Raw genomic sequence first — 17,032 nt, 5'->3', positions numbered from 1 at the left:
GATTAACATCTTGGTAACGGAAAAGCGCAAGTCCTAGTTTTCGTTTATTCCCACCCTAAGATTATTGCTCCAAGACTTGCGCGAAGCTGGTGCCCCGGTCAAAGATCCGACCAGCTCGACATTAAGAGAGGAAATAGAATGCGTTATCTCCATACGATGGTCCGCGTCACCGATCTCGACGCTTCGTTGCATTTTTATAGCACCCTGTTCGGGCTTACCGAAACCCGCCGCTACGAAAACGAGAAAGGTCGCTATACGCTCGTTTTCCTTGCAGCCGACGAGGACGCCGAATCATCCCGCAGCAACGGTGCCCCCAGCCTGGAACTGACCTATAACTGGGACCCGGAAGAATATAGCGGAGGACGCAATTTCGGCCACCTCGCCTATGAGGTCGACGATATCTACGCAACCTGCCAGAAGCTGATGGACAACGGCATCATCATCAATCGCCCGCCGCGCGACGGTCACATGGCCTTCGTACGTTCTCCGGACGGCATCTCCATCGAGATCCTGCAGAAAGGCGCCAACCTTCCGTCTGCCGAGCCCTGGGCCTCGATGCCCAATACCGGCTCCTGGTAGGAGCCAAGCTTTCGCGAGGCTTACGGCACGCGCGGAGCCATCCGTTTCGCGCTTGCCGCCCATGCCCATCCTCCGGCATGCTTGGACGACTCGAAGCATCATGCATCGGATATCGCGCGGCCATCGTTCCCAGTCGGCGCATGCGATATCATCGTCCCCTCGCAGGAGGGCCGTTCCGATGCAAACCTTTTGCGGGGAACGTCCCATGTGCGATCAACAGATTTTATACGGCGGGAAGAAGCTCGCAAGCACTATTGCCGTCATCGCTTCATTTGTGATGATCGCCAGCTGCGCGACCACGGCCAAGAAGCCGACGGAGACATCGGACGCAGCACCTGCCGCGCAGCCGACGGCAGCCGAACAGCTCGCGGCCGACATGAACAGCAGAGCCGACGCCAGCCGCCGCAAAGCCGATGGCACCTATCGGGATCCGCTGGTGCATAGCGTCAACGGCACGCGCCAGCAGATCGTCGCCCAGCAGAATCAGGCACTCTACCCTGCCCCGACGGCAGCCCCCGCTGAAGGACAGACCGGCATTGCCGGCCTCGTCACGCAGCCGACTGGCGTCAATGCCAACAGAAGCAGCATCTTTTCAGCCCCACCGCCGATCGCCGTCAACCCGGACGGGACGCTGGCCAAGACCCAGCCTGACGGCGGCCAGACCATCACGCCGATGATGCGCAGTGTCTACAGCACGCCGCCGACGGCAATGCAGACTATGGCACCGCAGGCGATGGATGCCGCAGGGAACGGCCGCACCTCGGCCGATATGCTGCCGCCGCCCGTCATCCGCAATGCAACCTCGCCGGCTGTGGGTTCGCCGCAGCCGATTGCCCAGGTGACGGCGTCGGGAGCTGCCGCAATGCCGAACCCGAACGTCCACGAATTGAACGGCAGACAGGCGGCCGCGCTGGCGCAGTTCATCGCATCGAAAAACCAGCCCCAGAACGGGAAGCTGCTGGTGCAACCGGTGCAGGGCGCGAGCGGCCAGTAAAGAGCCCGCGTTTCCAGGGAATCTCCGATACCGCCGGCAAGAGCCTGTTAAGTCTCACTTATTCATGGCCGGCGGCAGTTTCACCCATCTGTCATTTTTTCCACAAAAAAGCAAAATTGCCGCTTGCGGGAATGAAATCACCCCGCTATAAGCGCGCCACACAACAGCTGAACGCGCCCTTCGTCTATCGGTTAGGACGACAGATTTTCATTCTGTAAAGAGGGGTTCGACTCCCCTAGGGCGTGCCACTGTTGTTCTTCCCCCGTCATGAATTCATTGACCTACCGCTTGCGGACGCAATGGGCTATTCTTATCTAGACCATGCAGCACGCGCCCTTCGTCTATCGGTTAGGACGACAGATTCTCATTCTGTAAAGAGGGGTTCGACTCCCCTAGGGCGTGCCAATCGCGTGGCTCGACGTTTTCCACAAGCACCTCGAAAATCTTCGCTTAGTCATCGATTTTTCTGGGATTTTTCTGCGATTTTTCTCGTTTTTCCGCTTGCGGGAATGAAAGGTGCTGACTATAAGGGCGCCACAGCACGCGCCCTTCGTCTATCGGTTAGGACGACAGATTTTCATTCTGTAAAGAGGGGTTCGACTCCCCTAGGGCGTGCCACTGTTCTTCCCCTTAAATTGATGTTTTTGCTTGCTAAACGCTGCTATGCAGACACGTATCCGGCGCGATCTGCGTTACGGAGCTTTCGCCGCGTCCGTAACGCGCAGCTGCACCCGGCGGCTGCCCTGCCAGTGATCGGCGCCGAGCGTGCCGGCGACATGGATCTGCGCCCCGCGCGACGACATCAGCAGATCGCCCAAAGGCGTCTCCGCCGCGCGGAAGGCGATGCCATCAACCCGGCCGCCATCCTGCGCTTCGAGCGTGATCTTGATGTGCGACTGGCCGACAAGGCGGGAATCGCGCAGCCTGTGACTCGGAAGGGCGAAGACGGGCTGTGGATGGCCCGAACCATAGGGACCGGCGGTCTCCAGCCTGTCGATCAGCTCGACGGTCGCGCCGCTTGCGCCGAGCGCGCCGTCGATCTTCAGCGTTTCATTGGCAACCAGCCCGGCCACCTGCTTCTCCGCCTTCTCCGTGAAGAAGGCGCGCAGCTTTCCGAGATTGCTCCGCTCCACCGTCAGGCCGGCGGCCATGGCATGGCCGCCGCCCTTGACCAGCAGACCGGCATCGACGGCTGCACGCACCATGCGGCCCATGTCGAAGCCGTTGATGGAGCGGCCGGAGCCTGTACCCTTGCCCATCGGATCGAAGGCGATGGCGAAGGCCGGCCGGCGGAATTTGTCCTTGAGGCGCGATGCAATAAGGCCGACGATCCCCGGATGCCAGTTCTCGCGCGCCGTGACGATGACGGAGGCACCGTCGCCATTGCCGTACTCCGCCAGGGCCTCGGCCTCCGCCTCCTGCAGCATGGCGGCCTCCATGGCCTGCCGCTCGCGATTGAGTTCGTCCAGCTTCGCGGCGATCGTGTCGGCTTCGCTACCATCGGCTAGCGTCAGCAGGCGTGCGCCAAGAGCTGCATCGCCGATGCGGCCGCCGGCATTGATGCGCGGACCGATCAGGAAACCGAAATGATAGGGCGTGACGGGGCCATTGAGACCGGCCTTACGAAAGAGCGCTGCAAGCCCGAGATTGCCCTGATGACGGGCGGCAATGAGCCCCTTGACGACATAGGCCCGATTGAGACCTTTCAGCGGCACGACATCGCAAACGGTCGCGAGCGCGACGATATCGAGCCAGGCAAGCAGGTCGATGGATCGCACGCGGGAATCGCCGGCCTCGCGCAGCAGCCGCAAGGCCGCGACCAGAACCATGAAGACGACGCCGGCGGCACAGAGATGCCCCTGCCCCGACAGATCATCCTCTCGGTTCGGATTGACCAGGGCGTGGCAAGGCGGCAGCTCGTGCGCCACCTGATGGTGATCGATGACGACGACATCGATACCGCGTGCCTTCGCCACCTCAAGCGATTCGAAGCTGGTCGAGCCGCAATCGACGGTCACGATCAATGTCGCGCCATTGTCGATGAGCTGGCCGATGGCGGTGGGATTGGGGCCGTAACCCTCGAAGATACGATCGGGAATGTAGATGCTGGCGGGAACGCCGAAATGCGTCAGGAAGCGATAGAGGAGCGCCGAGGAGGCCGCACCGTCGACATCGTAGTCTCCGAAGATCGCGACCGTCTCGCCCTTCCTGATGGCGTGCAGGAGACGCTGTGCGGCCTTTTCGCAATCGGTCAGCAGATGCGGGTCCGGCATCAGGCCACGGATGGTCGGGTCGAGAAAGGCCATGGCTTCGTCCTGGCCGACGCCGCGCCCGGCAAGAACGCGGGCAATCAGCTCCGGCAAGCCGTGTGTCTGCGCGATGGCCAGCGCCCTGTTCTGGCCAGCCTGATCGAGCCTGGAAACCCAGCGATTGCCTGATACCGAGCGCTCGACACCCAGAAATGCCCGCTGAACTGGATCGACCGGTTGCTCCACCATCTCTCCCGGAATTTGAGAGCGGCGTCCCTTTGAGGCACGCCGCCGCTGCTCAGATTATTCTTTCGGCCGCTCGATGCGGATGACCTGCGGCTCGCCGACGAGATAGCCCTCGTTCTTGATCGAGGCAACCGCCTTGCGCACCGAGTCCTCAGTCGTCGCATGAGTGACGAGGATGATCGTCTGGTGATCGGAAGGCGCCAGATGCTGCTTGGAGCGCTGGACGATCGATTCCAGCGAAATATGGTTTTCCGCCATGCGGGTCGCCACACTTGCAAAAACGCCGGTGCGGTCGAGTACGGTGAGGCGAATGAAATAACCGCCCTCATGGCTCTGCATCTGCGCCTTCCGGTAGGGCTCCAGCGCCTTGGCCGGATGACCGAGCACCGGCACGCGCTGCTCGCCCGGGCGGCTCTTGGCGATATCGGCGATATCGCCGAGGACGGACGAGGCCGTCGCATTGCCGCCGGCGCCGGGGCCGACCATCAGCAATTCGCCGAGAATATCGGATTCGATCGCGACGGCATTGGTGACGCCATCAACCTGGGCGATGACCGAATCGAGCGGCACCATGGTCGGATGCACGCGCTGCTCGATACCGCTCTCGGTGCGCTGGGCAACACCGAGCAGCTTGATGCGATAGCCAAGATCGGCAGCGGCGCGGATATCCTCGATGGAGACGTTGGTGATGCCTTCAAGATAGATGTCGTCGGCCGCGATGCGATTGCCGAAGGCAAGCGTCGTCAGGATGGCGAGCTTGTGAGCCGTATCGTTGCCCTCGATATCGAAAGCCGGATCGGCTTCGGCATAGCCGAGACGCTGTGCTTCCTTCAGGCAATCGGCAAAGGACAGGCCCTCCTTCTCCATCCGGGTCAGGATGTAGTTGCAGGTGCCGTTCATGATGCCGTAGATGCGGGAAATCGTATTGCCGGTCAGCGATTCGCGCAGGGCCTTGATGACCGGAATGCCACCGGCAACGGCTGCTTCGAAATTCAGCAGCACACCCTTTTCTTCAGCGATCTGCGCGAGCTCGACACCGTGATAGGCGAGCAGCGCCTTGTTGGCGGTTACGACATGCAGACCGCGGGCAAGAGCCGCACGCACCGCCGCATTGGCAGCACCCTCGGAGCCGCCGATCAGCTCGACGAAGACGTCGATATCGGCCTTCTGCGCGAGATCGACAGGACCGTCGAACCATTCGATGCCTGCCAGATCGATGCCGCGATCCCGCATGCGATCGCGCGCCGTGACGGCGACGATCTTGACGGGACGACCGCAGGTAACGGCAAGCTCGTTAGCGCGGCTCTGGATGATGCGGACGAGCGAGGCACCAACCGTGCCCAAGCCCGCAATGCCGATTTTGAGGGCATCTGCCATGGAAAATTCCTGATCAGTATTGGGAACGGCAGCCGCGGGAACGGCTGCCGCGCGATATTATGAACGGTGGGCGTTCAGCGAAATAACATTATGCATCGTCTCATCCACGGAGGAGAGAAAACGCTTCAGATTGCGTGCAGCCTGCCGGATGCGGTGTTCGTTTTCAACAAGCGCGATGCGGACATAATCATCGCCCTGCTCGCCGAAGCCGATGCCGGGAGCTACCGCGATGTCCGCCTTCTCGACCAGAAGCTTGGAGAACTCAAGCGAGCCGAGATGACGGAACTTTTCCGGGATCTTCGCCCAGGCAAACATGGTCGCAGCCGGCGGCGGCACGTCGAAGCCGGCCTTGCCGAAGCTGTCGACCAGGACGTCGCGGCGGCGCTTGTAGATGTTGCGCACTTCCGCGATATCGGAACCGTCGCCGTTCAGGGCGTGGGTCGCCGCCACCTGGATCGGCGTGAACGCGCCGTAATCGAGGTAGGACTTCACGCGCGTCAGCGCCGCAATCAGCCGCTCGTTACCGACGGCAAAGCCCATGCGCCAGCCGGGCATGGAGAAGGTCTTCGACATCGAGGTGAATTCGACCGTCACGTCGATGGCGCCCGGAACTTCCAGCACCGACGGCGGCGGCGCGTCGTCGAAGTAGATTTCCGAATAGGCCAGATCCGAAAGCACGATGATGTCGTGCTTCTTCGCGAAAGCGACGACTTCCTTATAGAAATCCAGCGTCGCGACATAGGCCGTCGGGTTGGACGGATAGTTGAGGATCAGCGCGAGCGGTTTCGGGATCGAGTGGCGCACGGCCCGTTCCAGCGGCGGGAAGAAGCTGTCATCCGGCTCGACCGGTATCGAGCGGATGACGCCGCCGGCCATCAGGAAGCCGAAGGCATGGATCGGATAGGTCGGGTTCGGGCAGAGGATCACGTCGCCGGGCGCAGTGATCGCCTGCGCCATATTGGCAAAGCCTTCCTTCGAGCCGAGGGTGGCGACCACCTGCGTATCCGGATTGAGCTTCACGCCGAAGCGACGGGCATAATAGGCGGCCTGCGCACGGCGAAGGCCCGGAATGCCCTTGGAGGAGGAATAGCGATGCGTGCGCGGATCCTGGACCACTTCGCACAGCTTGTCGACGATCGCCTTGGGAGTCGGAAGATCTGGATTGCCCATGCCGAGATCGATAATGTCCGCCCCGCCCGCTCGCGCGCTCGCTTTCAAACGATTGACCTGTTCGAAAACGTAGGGCGGCAAACGCCGGACTTTATGAAACTCTTCCATTTCTTTCCCCATGGGACAGCGGCCCTCAAAACCGCGCTGAAGTTCGTCGATTTCCCGGCCAGCCGCGATACGAACTTGGGACTCGCGGCGCCGTAGTCATGCTATCTCGAAAGATAAGGTGAATCTTGGGCGGCTATGCACGCAAAGTGCAATTCGCCGGTCAGATACATCCAATTTCGGCCTATACGAACGCTTTGCGTCCAAATCGCCTGAAACGCAAGGCTAATTCTGCGTTGGGGCGGGCTGGGCGCCGCCCTCTTTCTGGATCTCCTGCAGCGTATCCTGGCCATGTTCGGCGGCAAGCTTGCGCATCTCGGCAACGCGCTTCTGGTACTCGGCCTCCGATATGGTGCCGGCCTTGCGCTGGGCACCGAGCGCCGTCAACTGCTTGACCATGTCACCGGCCTGCTGATCGTTGATCTGCACGTTTGCAGCCGTCGGCGGCGCGTTGAAGGAAGGATAGCCATCCTTGTAATATTGCTGCGTGCTGGTTTCCACGATCGGCGTGCCCTTGGCGGGTTTTACGATCACCGCCTGAGGCGGCTGCTTGCGCTTGGCGTAGGCCGCCTTTTCTTCGGGCGTCGAGCAGCCCGCCAGCGTCAATGCGAGAATCCCGCACATTGCACCGCAGAGTACGGAATACCGGTTCAGTCTTGCCACCATGCCGCCGCCCATAATTGTCTTCCTGCGCTATTCCTTGCTGTGGGTTGCGACTGTTAAATTTGTCGCAGCAGCAAAGCAAGAGCAGGGTTGCGTTTCATTCGACTTGTATTCCTTTTCCCGCAAGATGTACAAATGGAAAACAAGACACGAGCTGCCGCCGGGAGGATGATGCGTGACCGACAGCAAGCGGGACAATAATGAAGGCAACGGCGGCTTTCCCGGCTTCGATCCAAAGTCAGTCGAGCCTTACATCGTCAGGGATCCCGAAGCGATGGCCGTCAACTTTGCCCGCGCGTTGGAAAATCTCGGCAAGGCGGCCTCGGCCTGGCTTGCACCGCGCGAACGCGGCGAGAAGGTCGACACGGTTGCCGATCCCTTCACCGACATGGTCAAGACGCTGTCCAAGGTCGGCGAATACTGGCTTTCCGATCCCCGCCGGACACTGGAGGCGCAGACTCACCTGCTTTCCGGCTATTTCGGCCTGTGGACGAAAACCATGCAGCGCCTCAGCGGCGATTCGTCCGCCGAGGCCGAAGCCGAACCGGTCAAGGACAAGGACAAGCGCTTCGCCGATGAGGACTGGCAGAAGAACCCCTTTTTCGATTTCCTGAAGCAGACCTATCTTCTGACGTCGGACTGGGCGGAAAAGCTGGTCGGCGAAGCGGAAGGGCTGGACGAGCATACGCGTCACAAGGCGGCGTTCTACACGAAACAGATCACCGCCGCCTTCTCCCCGACCAATTTCGTCGCGACCAACCCGCAGGTCTACCGCGAAACCATCGCCTCCAACGCCGAGAACCTGGTGCGCGGCATGAAGATGCTGGCGGAGGATATCAGCCTCGGCCATGGCGAGCTGCGCCTGCGTCAAACCGACATGACGAAATTCGCCGTCGGCCGCGACATGGCGCTGACACCAGGCAAGGTGATCGCACAAAGCGATGTCTGCCAGGTGATCCAATATGAGCCGGCGACGGACAAGGTGCTGAAGCGGCCGCTGCTGATCTGCCCGCCTTGGATCAACAAATTCTACATTCTCGATCTCAACCCACAGAAATCCTTCATCAAATGGTGTGTAGAGCAGGGTCACACCGTCTTCGTCATTTCCTGGGTGAACCCCGACCATCGTCATGCGGCGAAGGACTGGACCTCCTATGCCCGCGAAGGCATCGATTTCGCACTCGAAACGATCGAAAAGGCGACAGGCGAGCAGGAGGTCAATGCCGTGGGCTATTGCGTCGGCGGCACGCTGCTGGCCGCCACCCTCGCCCTCCATGCCAAGGAAAAGAACAAGCGCATCCGAACGGTAACCTTCCTGACGACGCAGGTCGATTTCACCTTCGCCGGTGACCTGAAGGTCTTCGTCGACGAAGAGCAGATTGCAGCACTCGAAGAACAGATGAACGTGCTCGGCTATCTCGAAGGCTCGAAGATGGCGACGGCCTTCAACATGCTGCGCGCCTCCGAACTGATCTGGCCCTATTTCGTCAACAATTACCTGAAGGGTCAGGAGCCCCTGCCCTTCGACCTCCTGTTCTGGAACGCCGATTCCACACGCATGGCAGCTGCCAACCATTCCTTCTACCTGCGCAACTGCTACCTCAACAATGCACTGAGCCAGGGCAAGATGGTGCTCGACGGCAAGACGCTGTCGCTGAAGGATGTGCGCATCCCGGTCTATAATCTGGCAACGCGCGAGGATCATATCGCGCCGGCCAAATCCGTCTTCGTCGGCAGCCAGTATTTCGGCGGTCCGGTGGAGTTTGTGGTGACCGGCTCCGGTCACATTGCCGGCGTCGTCAATCCGCCCGACAAGCATAAATACCAGTTCTGGACGGGTGGCCCGACCGGCGGCGACTATGAGGAATGGCTTGCCGGGGCAAAAGAGACGCCCGGCTCCTGGTGGCCTCATTGGCATGCCTGGATCCTCGCGCAAGACCATCGCATGGCGGCAGCGCGCCAGCCCGGCGGCAAGGCCCTCAACGCGCTTGAAGAGGCACCCGGCAGCTTCGTCATGGAACGGGCTTAGACGATCGCCGGACCATGCTCTTCCATTCGCCTCTCGTCCCTGCCCGTCTGATCGCGCGCTACAAGCGCTTCCTCTTCGATGCGGAGCTGGAGGACGGCACCCTCATAACTGGCTCCTGCCCGAATACAGGCTCGATGCTCGGCCTGACGGCGCCCGGCTCACGCATATGGCTTTCCGAGCACGAAGGAGCAAAGCGAAAATACCGCCATGTCTTCGAACTGATCGAGGCGGACGGCACGACCGTCGGCGTCAATACAGCCATGCCGAACCGGATCGCGGCGGAAGCGATTGCGCTTGGACAGGTTTCCGATCTCGGCGAGTACGCGATGGTCAAGCGCGAGCAGAATTACGGCCGCAACTCACGCATAGACCTGCTCTTGACCGACCCTTTACGGACAACCACCTATGTCGAGGTGAAAAACGTCCATTTCATGCGGCGGCCGGGCGTTGCGGAATTCCCAGATACGGCGACGGCGCGCGGCGCCAAGCATCTGGAAGAGCTCGGCGATATGGCCGCGGCCGGCTATCGCGCCGTCATGCTGTTCGTGATCCAGCGGTACGATTGCGATCGCTTCCGAATTTGCGGTGATCTCGACCCGGTCTATGCCAGGGCCTATGAGCGGGCTTTGGCACGCGGCGTCGAAGTCTACGCGCTGAAATGCAGGGTCTCGCCGACGGAAATCGTGCCTGCCGGGTTGATCCCGATAGACGAACCCGGCATAGCTGCATTACAACAGTTTAAGATCTCTACCAAAGGCTAGTCATGGTGAATTACATCGAAGCGGCAACAGCGCCGGCGAAGAATACGGGCGCTATCCGCATTTACGGGCAGGATGCCTTTGCCGGAATGCGCAAGGCATGCCAGCTGACCGCCCGTTGCCTCGATGAATTGGCCGCAATCGTCAAACCCGGTGTGGCGACCGACGTCATCGACCGCTTCGTTTTCGAATTCGGCATGGATCACGGCGCCTATCCGGCGACGCTGAACTACCGCGGCTACATGAAATCCTCCTGCACGTCGATCAATCACGTCGTCTGCCATGGCATTCCCAACGACAAGCCGCTGCGCGAGGGCGATATCGTCAATATCGACGTGACCTATGTGCTGGATGGCTGGCACGGCGATTCCAGCCGCATGTATCCGGTCGGCGAAATCAAGCGCTCGGCCGAGCGGCTGCTTGAAGTCACCTACGAATCCCTGATGCGCGGCATTGCCGCCGTGCGCCCCGGTGCCCGCACCGGCGCCATCGGCGAGGCGATCCAGACCTATGCCGAGGGCGAGCGCTGCTCGGTCGTGCGCGATTTCTGTGGCCACGGCGTCGGCAGCCTCTTCCATGACTCGCCGAATATCCTGCATTACGGCCGCCTCAATGACGGCCCGGAGCTGCGCGAGGGCATGATCTTCACCATCGAACCGATGATCAATCTCGGCAAGCCGCATGTGAAAGTTCTCGGTGACGGCTGGACGGCAGTGACACGTGACCGTTCGCTTTCGGCGCAGTATGAGCACACGGTCGGCGTCACCGCGACGGGCTGCGAGATCTTTACCCTGTCGCCCGGCGGTGTCGACCGTCCCGGCCTACCGCCCCTGCAGGGATAATCTATGGCAAAACGTCCCGCTTCTTCCAATGGACATGGCGACATGCCCCTCGACAGAAGCGGGGAGACGGAGGCTTTGGAAGAGGCCCCGTTTCTGGACGAACGACTGTTCTTCGCACCACAAGCCACCAAGCCCGCCTCACGGGCCACCAAATCCGCGCCGACGGCAAAACCTGCCACAATAAACGCCGAAGTCCATTATCATGGGCACCGCGAGCGGCTGCGCAATCGCTATCGCGACGGCGGCGATACGGCACTGGCCGATTATGAAATCCTGGAGTTGCTGCTCTTCCGGCTGATCCCGCGTCGCGACACGAAGCCGATCGCCAAGGCTCTGCTAGCCCGCTTCGGCTCGCTCGGCGGCGTGTTCGGTGCTCCGGTCAGCCTGTTGACCGAGGTCAGCGGCGTCGGCGATGCGGTCGCGCTCGACCTGAAGCTGGTGGCGAGCGTCTCGCAGCGCATGCTGAAAAGCGAGCTGACGGGCAAGCCGGTGCTCTCTTCCTGGAAAGCCCTCATCGACTATTGTCATGCCGCCATGGCGCATGAAGCGCGCGAGCAGTTTCGCTTGCTGTTTCTCGACAAGCGCAATGCCTTGATTGCAGATGAAGTCCAAGGTTTCGGTACTGTCGATCATACGCCAGTCTATCCGCGTGAAGTCGTCAAACGCGCGCTGGAACTCTCCGCTTCAGCCGTGATTCTCGTGCACAATAATCCCGCTCGATACCCCACGGGCATTGTGGATCACGCACAGTACCGCATAATCACGAAAACGGTTTATTTTCAATAACTTAAATAATAAGCGCTCTTATCCGAGTGGGATGATAGATTACCATTTTTCCTCGAAATAACGTCGCCCACAAATTTCCATTATTACTCGTACAAATCAGCAACTTATGGAATTTTCCCAATAAGAATACCATTCCCGCAAACCTAAATGACGAGTGCCGTTCCACCAATTCTCCGAGCACATGCTCTTGTTGATGCTCAGGCAATGTTCGAGCTGCGTCGCTCTGATTAGAGCGGTCGATACCAATCGGCGCAATCCGCCAACTGCATGAATTCCGGCGACGGATGAACATGCACCTGGCGGATGAATTCGCCCGGAGCCTCGTCCCGTTGTCGAGGGGCTCATGCCTATTGAAGCAAACGGCTGCGAACATCGCTTCCAGCGAGGCACTTGTCGCGATCTGCATAGCCTTCAGCAACGACCGCATCCGTCCTGATTAGCGCTGGTTTCATTTTGCGTCTTTGCCGCTTGTAAGAGCAAACTTGAACTAGAAGTAGGTTAAACGCGAGCCCTTGCTCGACGGCGGCCATCTTTTAGCAGCCTTCAAATCGCTCACTGGAATGCAGAAGCGCATTGACACACGACATGCGAGACATGCCTGAGTAGAGGGAACGACGGCGAGCTCTCCAATTTCTAGGCCCAGCCGACATGCTCACGCTGCGTCAGTTTTAGAAACAGGTCAAACCAAAACCGGTACTCCGGGTCACAACGATCGCCCCATGTCTCAAGCGCACAATAGGCAACCGACGTGGTTTCATCTTGACCATATCGGTCGATGGCAACCTCGATTGCTTCGGCTTCGGTCAGGGCATACCAATCCTCAATCACGATGCAGTCCGTGCTCATGATCTGCTTCCTCACTGTCTATCAATCATTTCCGCGGCCGCAAGGTCTCGCTGGTTTGTTGCCTCATTGTGGTCACCAGCTGCCGGCCGGGTAATCCATACCGTCACAGCGGCCACCTTATGGCTTTCCGGCAATCGCTACGAAATGAGAACGCCGGCATAGTTGCATGAGGGTATCGGCAGTAAAAGGCGAATTATCTGAATTTAAGATAACTGAAAATCAGATATAGGGGAAGAGCCCATCTCTTATTAGATGGGTGGCACAGGTGGCGAAGACCCTAGGCAGCGAACGACACAAAGCGCTGATTGCTCTGTTGATTGCGAAACGGGAGGCCGCAGGCCTGACACAGACCGAACTTGCTAAAAGGCTTGGAGAATATCAGTCGTTCGTTGCTCGGCTTGAGAGCGGGCAACGTAGAGTGGATGTTATCGAATTCCTAGAGCTATCCAGAATCTTGGACTTCGATGCGTTCGACGCGCTTCATAAAATCTCGTCCTTTGGATAACGGCGGAGCTTGACCGTGCGGAATTCGTGCGACAGCATGCAAATCTGGGCTCTTGAAGTATTGCCCGGATTGTACCACATTACTATGATTTGGCACACGTTACAGATACCAGATACCGGCACCATCTCATCTCGATGATATGGCAACATACTTGAAAACAAGACTTTTTCTGATTGAATAGGTTGATGCACAATCATCCCTCAGGCGACCCGACACCGTCGCGCGCCGATATCGACATGACCAAGACGATTATCGACACCGCCAAACCATTAGGCATTACCGTTCACGACCATGTTATCATTGGCAAGAACGGTCATGTCAGCTTCAGAGCACTGCATTTGATCTGAAATTGCCGCAGACGCGTTGATTTAACTAGTTAAGACCATATCTTATCATATTGATATAATATCATTTTATAGAATTAAAACGTATTCCCATCCCCTCAAAAAACCGAGAATCGTTCATAGCGATCTCCATTTTGGTTTTTCAGTTCAGCGTCAGGATGATCTGGCAGAAGGATCGCCGCATTCCAGTCGGCGAATCCGCTGGCGGAAGTCGTTGTTTTGATTTGGCCAATCTGCTTGCGCGTTTGGCCCGCACGGAGATCGCATGCCGAAGACATCGCCAATGCTTTCCCATCGCCTCCTTCGTGTTGGCCGCGGCGCGCTTGTCGCCTTGGGAGCCTTCACGGCGGTGGCAGTCGGTTTCTACGCTCATATGCTCTGGACGACGAACTTTCACCCGGTCATCGCCGGCGAACTCTATCGCTCCTCTCAGCCATCGGCCGCCACGATTGCGGAGCTTCAAAAGCAATATGGCATCAAGACCATTATCAACCTGCGCGGCGACAATAGCGGTCATGGCTGGTATGACAAGGAAGTCGCCGAGGCCAAGCAGCTCAACATCAACCACATCGATTTCCACATGTCGTCCGCTCATGAGCTGACGCAGCAGCAAGCCGCACAGCTTATCGAAATCATGCGGGACGCGCCGAAACCACTTCTCATTCATTGCCAGGCGGGAGCGGACCGCACAGGGCTAGCTTCGGCGCTCTATCTCGCCGCCATTGCCAAGACGAATGAGTCGACGGCAGAAAACCAGATGTCGATCTTCTATGGCCATCTTTCATTTTCCTTTACCCGCGCCTACGCCATGGATCGGACATTTGAGAAGCTGGAACCCTGGCTCGGCTTTTCCGCATCCTGAGTATGGGCTCTTCCCGTTAGATAATCTGTAACATTGAGCAGCTACCGGTTGACGGAGTGCATGTTGCGTTGCGACATTGATTCCCTATCCAGTCATCCGAGGCTTCCCGATGGACCAATTCGATCTCCTAGTCGTGGGTAGCGGCCCTGCAGGCCGCAGAGGCGCTATCCAGGCCGCCAAACTCGGCAAGAGGGTGCTCGTCATCGAGCAAGGCAAACGCGTCGGCGGCGTCTCGGTCCACACCGGCACCATTCCCTCCAAGACGCTGCGCGAAACCGCGCTCAACCTTTCCGGCTGGCGCGAGCGCGGCTTCTATGGCCGGGCTTACCGCGTCAAGCAGGAAATCAGCGCGGAGGACCTGCGCCGCCGCCTGCTGATCACGCTCGACCACGAAGTCGAGGTGCTCGAGCATCAGTTCGCCCGCAATCGCGTGCAGCATATGCGCGGCAAGGCAAGCTTCATCGATCCGCAGACCATGCAGGTCGTCAAGGACGACGGCGAAGTCATCAATGTCACAGCGACAAGCATTCTGCTCGCTGTCGGCACCAAACCGTTCCGTCCGGATTACATGACCTTCGACGGCAAGATCGTCCTGGACAGCGACGAGCTGCTCGATATCGAGGAATTGCCACGATCAATGGTCGTCATCGGCGCCGGCGTCATCGGCATCGAATATGCGACGATCTTCAGCGCACTCGACACGCAGGTGACGCTGATCGATCCGAAATCGACCATGCTCGATTTCATCGACAAGGAAATCGTCGAGGATTTCACCTACCAGCTGCGCGATCGCAACATGAAGCTGCTGCTCGGCCAGAAGGCTGAGAAAGTCGAGCGCCTGCCGAGCGGCAAGGTGGAGCTGACGCTCGACAACGGTCGTCGCATCACCACCGACATGGTGCTGTTTGCCGCCGGCCGCATGGGCGCGACCGATACCCTTAATCTCCCTGCTGCCGGCCTCGAAGCCGACGCGCGCGGCCGCCTGAGCGTCAATCCGGAGACCTTTGCCACGAAAGTCCCGCATATCTTTGCCGCCGGCGATGTCGTCGGCTTCCCGAGCCTCGCCTCCACCTCGATGGAACAGGGCCGCATCGCCGCCCGCGTTGCCGTCGGCGCCATCGCCAAGGAGCCGCCGAAATACTTCCCTTACGGCATCTATGCCGTGCCTGAGATTTCCACCTGCGGCCTCTCGGAGGAAGAGGTCAAGGAGCGGCACATCCCCTATGAATGCGGCATCGCGCGCTTCCGCGAGACCTCGCGCGGTCATATCATGGGCCTCGACACGGGCCTCTTGAAGATGATCTTCTCGCTGAAGACCCGCCGCCTCCTCGGCGTCCACATCGTCGGCGAAGGCGCGACCGAGCTCGTGCATATCGGCCAGGCGGTGCTGAACCTCAAGGGCACTGTCGAATATTTCGTCGAGAACACCTTCAACTATCCGACGCTCGCCGAAGCCTACAAGATCGCCGGGCTCGACGCCTGGAACCGCATGGGCGATATCAAGTCGGAACTCTAATAGGTCAATATTGACATGCCGGCGGAGCTCACTACTCTGTCGGCATGATGAGCATTCTCAACATCGCTTCGGTCTTCTTCATAAGCCGCTGATCCCTAGGCTTTCAGCCAAATGAAGACGAGACCGCCTCAACGGCCGCAAGGCCGCGGCAGGTCTTTGCCGAAACAGCCGTGATGCCCGCACAAGAAGGGTGAAGACGGCGATGATTGAGAGAGATTTCATGCCATCCGAAAAACAGTATCCGGCTGCGCTTTCCGACGCGCAGGTGAACGATTTCATTGAACATGGTTTTATACGCATTGATGATGCGTTTTCACAGGAACAGGCTGCAGAAGCCCGCGCCATCATGTGGCGCGATATTCCCTGCAGTGAGCACGATCCGGCAAGTTGGAGATTTCCGGTCGTCCGGTTGCCGGGCTATGGTGGCGAGCCATTCCGCACCATCGCCAACATGGCCATTTTGCACGCTGCTTTCGATCAACTGGTCGGGCACGGGCGATGGCTTCCAAGAGATGGGCTTGGCACCTTCCCCGTGCGTTTCCCGCATCCGGACGATCCCGGCGACGCCGGCTGGCATGTCGACCTCAGCTTTCCGGGTGACGACGGCGATCCGAACGAGAAAACGGACTTCTCGGCCTGGCGCGTGAATGTCACCTCGCGAGGGTGCGCTCTGCTTACGCTATTCCTGTTTTCCGATGTCGGCGAAGACGATGCGCCGACCCGCATCCGCGTCGGCTCTCACATGGATATGGCGCGCTATCTCGAGCCTGCCGGAGAGCACGGGCGTTCTCATATGATGCTCGAGCAGATGGGAGCCGACCGCCCTCAAGCACTGGCAACGGGAAAGGCTGGTACGGTCTACATCTGCCATCCCTTCCTGATCCACGCCGCCCAGAAGCATCGAGGCGCCACGCCACGATTCATGGCGCAGCCTTCGATCGGCCTTGCTGAGCCCTATCGGCTGGAGCGAGCGGATAATGCTTATAGCCCGGTCGAGACAGCCATTCGCCGCGCCTTGGGTAAGGAATAATCGCGCCGAACTGATTGCTGATAGCCTGGAGCCCCTCACCCCAGCCCTCTCTCCGCTTGCGGGGAGAGGGCGCATTATGGCGACACAACAAAAAACCCCGCCGTTTCCGGCAGGGCTCAATGTCAGTCCAG

14 protein-coding genes, 3 tRNA genes and 2 pseudogenes are annotated in these 17,032 nt (G+C 59.4%); 14 read left to right on the top strand and 5 right to left on the bottom strand.

What is annotated here, in order from left to right; translation table 11 throughout:
* The first annotated feature begins 138 nt into the window (after nt 1–138).
* From PH552_RS12780 to PH552_RS12760, 5 genes are all read left to right on the top strand, one after another.
* Nucleotides 139–579, top strand: a complete 441-nt coding sequence (locus PH552_RS12780; RefSeq protein WP_113249898.1) for a VOC family protein — start codon at nt 139–141, stop codon at nt 577–579.
* 205 nt (nt 580–784) lie between these two features.
* On the top strand, nt 785–1,573 hold the full coding sequence (locus tag PH552_RS12775) for a hypothetical protein (RefSeq protein ID WP_113249897.1): 789 nt from the start codon (nt 785–787) through the stop codon (nt 1,571–1,573).
* Between the two features lie 173 nt (nt 1,574–1,746).
* Nucleotides 1,747–1,821, top strand: a tRNA-Glu gene (locus tag PH552_RS12770).
* An 82-nt stretch (nt 1,822–1,903) separates the two neighbouring features.
* A tRNA-Glu gene (locus tag PH552_RS12765) sits at nt 1,904–1,978 on the top strand.
* 138 nt (nt 1,979–2,116) lie between these two features.
* Nucleotides 2,117–2,191, top strand: a tRNA-Glu gene (locus tag PH552_RS12760).
* A 74-nt stretch (nt 2,192–2,265) separates the two neighbouring features.
* On the opposite strand, the gene recJ is transcribed toward PH552_RS12760, so the two are convergent.
* The 4 genes from recJ to PH552_RS12740 all read right to left on the bottom strand — a co-directional run bounded on the left by recJ (nt 2,266) and on the right by PH552_RS12740 (nt 7,398).
* Entirely contained in the window at nt 2,266–4,071 is a 1,806-nt protein-coding gene (recJ, locus tag PH552_RS12755; RefSeq protein ID WP_210278894.1) for a single-stranded-DNA-specific exonuclease RecJ, read from the bottom strand.
* Nucleotides 4,072–4,125: 54 nt separating this feature from the next.
* Entirely contained in the window at nt 4,126–5,445 is a 1,320-nt protein-coding gene (locus PH552_RS12750; RefSeq protein ID WP_113249896.1) for a homoserine dehydrogenase, read from the bottom strand.
* A 57-nt stretch (nt 5,446–5,502) separates the two neighbouring features.
* A complete protein-coding gene (locus PH552_RS12745; RefSeq protein WP_112340932.1) occupies nt 5,503–6,723 on the bottom strand; it encodes an LL-diaminopimelate aminotransferase in 1,221 nt (406 codons plus the stop codon).
* 222 nt (nt 6,724–6,945) lie between these two features.
* Entirely contained in the window at nt 6,946–7,398 is a 453-nt protein-coding gene (locus PH552_RS12740) for a hypothetical protein (protein ID WP_112340933.1), read from the bottom strand.
* 160 nt (nt 7,399–7,558) lie between these two features.
* On the opposite strand from PH552_RS12740, the gene phaC reads away from it, so the two are divergent.
* The 4 genes and pseudogenes from phaC to PH552_RS12720 all read left to right on the top strand — a co-directional run.
* Nucleotides 7,559–9,412, top strand: a complete 1,854-nt coding sequence (gene phaC, locus PH552_RS12735; RefSeq protein WP_113249895.1) for a class I poly(R)-hydroxyalkanoic acid synthase — start codon at nt 7,559–7,561, stop codon at nt 9,410–9,412.
* 14 nt (nt 9,413–9,426) lie between these two features.
* Nucleotides 9,427–10,173 (top strand): DNA/RNA nuclease SfsA, encoded by a 747-nt coding sequence (gene sfsA, locus PH552_RS12730; protein ID WP_113249894.1) that lies wholly within the window; start codon nt 9,427–9,429, stop codon nt 10,171–10,173.
* A gap of 2 nt (nt 10,174–10,175) precedes the next feature.
* The gene (gene map / locus PH552_RS12725) at nt 10,176–11,012 is read left to right on the top strand and encodes a type I methionyl aminopeptidase (protein ID WP_113249893.1); all 837 of its coding nucleotides are present in this window, start codon (nt 10,176–10,178) and stop codon (nt 11,010–11,012) included.
* Between the two features lie 3 nt (nt 11,013–11,015).
* Nucleotides 11,016–11,741 (top strand): annotated as a pseudogene (locus tag PH552_RS12720) (JAB domain-containing protein); the annotation flags it as partial.
* Between the two features lie 690 nt (nt 11,742–12,431).
* On the opposite strand, the gene PH552_RS12715 reads toward PH552_RS12720, so the two are convergent.
* Complete coding sequence (locus PH552_RS12715; RefSeq protein ID WP_210278893.1) at nt 12,432–12,644, bottom strand: hypothetical protein; 213 nt, start codon at nt 12,642–12,644, stop codon at nt 12,432–12,434.
* A gap of 265 nt (nt 12,645–12,909) precedes the next feature.
* Here PH552_RS12715 and PH552_RS12710 point away from each other — a divergent pair, with 265 nt between their 5' ends.
* The 5 genes and pseudogenes from PH552_RS12710 (at nt 12,910) to PH552_RS12690 (ending at nt 16,901) form a co-directional block, all read left to right on the top strand.
* Entirely contained in the window at nt 12,910–13,149 is a 240-nt protein-coding gene (locus PH552_RS12710; protein WP_113249953.1) for a helix-turn-helix domain-containing protein, read from the top strand.
* 182 nt (nt 13,150–13,331) lie between these two features.
* Nucleotides 13,332–13,496 (top strand): annotated as a pseudogene (locus PH552_RS12705) (JAB domain-containing protein); the annotation flags it as partial.
* A 262-nt stretch (nt 13,497–13,758) separates the two neighbouring features.
* A complete protein-coding gene (locus PH552_RS12700) occupies nt 13,759–14,355 on the top strand; it encodes a dual specificity protein phosphatase family protein (RefSeq protein WP_113249878.1) in 597 nt (198 codons plus the stop codon).
* A 109-nt stretch (nt 14,356–14,464) separates the two neighbouring features.
* The gene (gene sthA, locus PH552_RS12695; RefSeq protein WP_113249877.1) at nt 14,465–15,871 is read left to right on the top strand and encodes a Si-specific NAD(P)(+) transhydrogenase; all 1,407 of its coding nucleotides are present in this window, start codon (nt 14,465–14,467) and stop codon (nt 15,869–15,871) included.
* 220 nt (nt 15,872–16,091) lie between these two features.
* Complete coding sequence (locus PH552_RS12690) at nt 16,092–16,901, top strand: phytanoyl-CoA dioxygenase family protein (protein WP_113249876.1); 810 nt, start codon at nt 16,092–16,094, stop codon at nt 16,899–16,901.
* Nucleotides 16,902–17,032 lie beyond the last annotated feature (131 nt).

This window comes from Rhizobium aureum (assembly GCF_030182495.1).
In the GTDB taxonomy this organism is placed as follows: domain Bacteria; phylum Pseudomonadota; class Alphaproteobacteria; order Rhizobiales; family Rhizobiaceae; genus Rhizobium; species Rhizobium tropici_C.
This window is presented reverse-complemented; position numbering and strand designations above follow the sequence as displayed.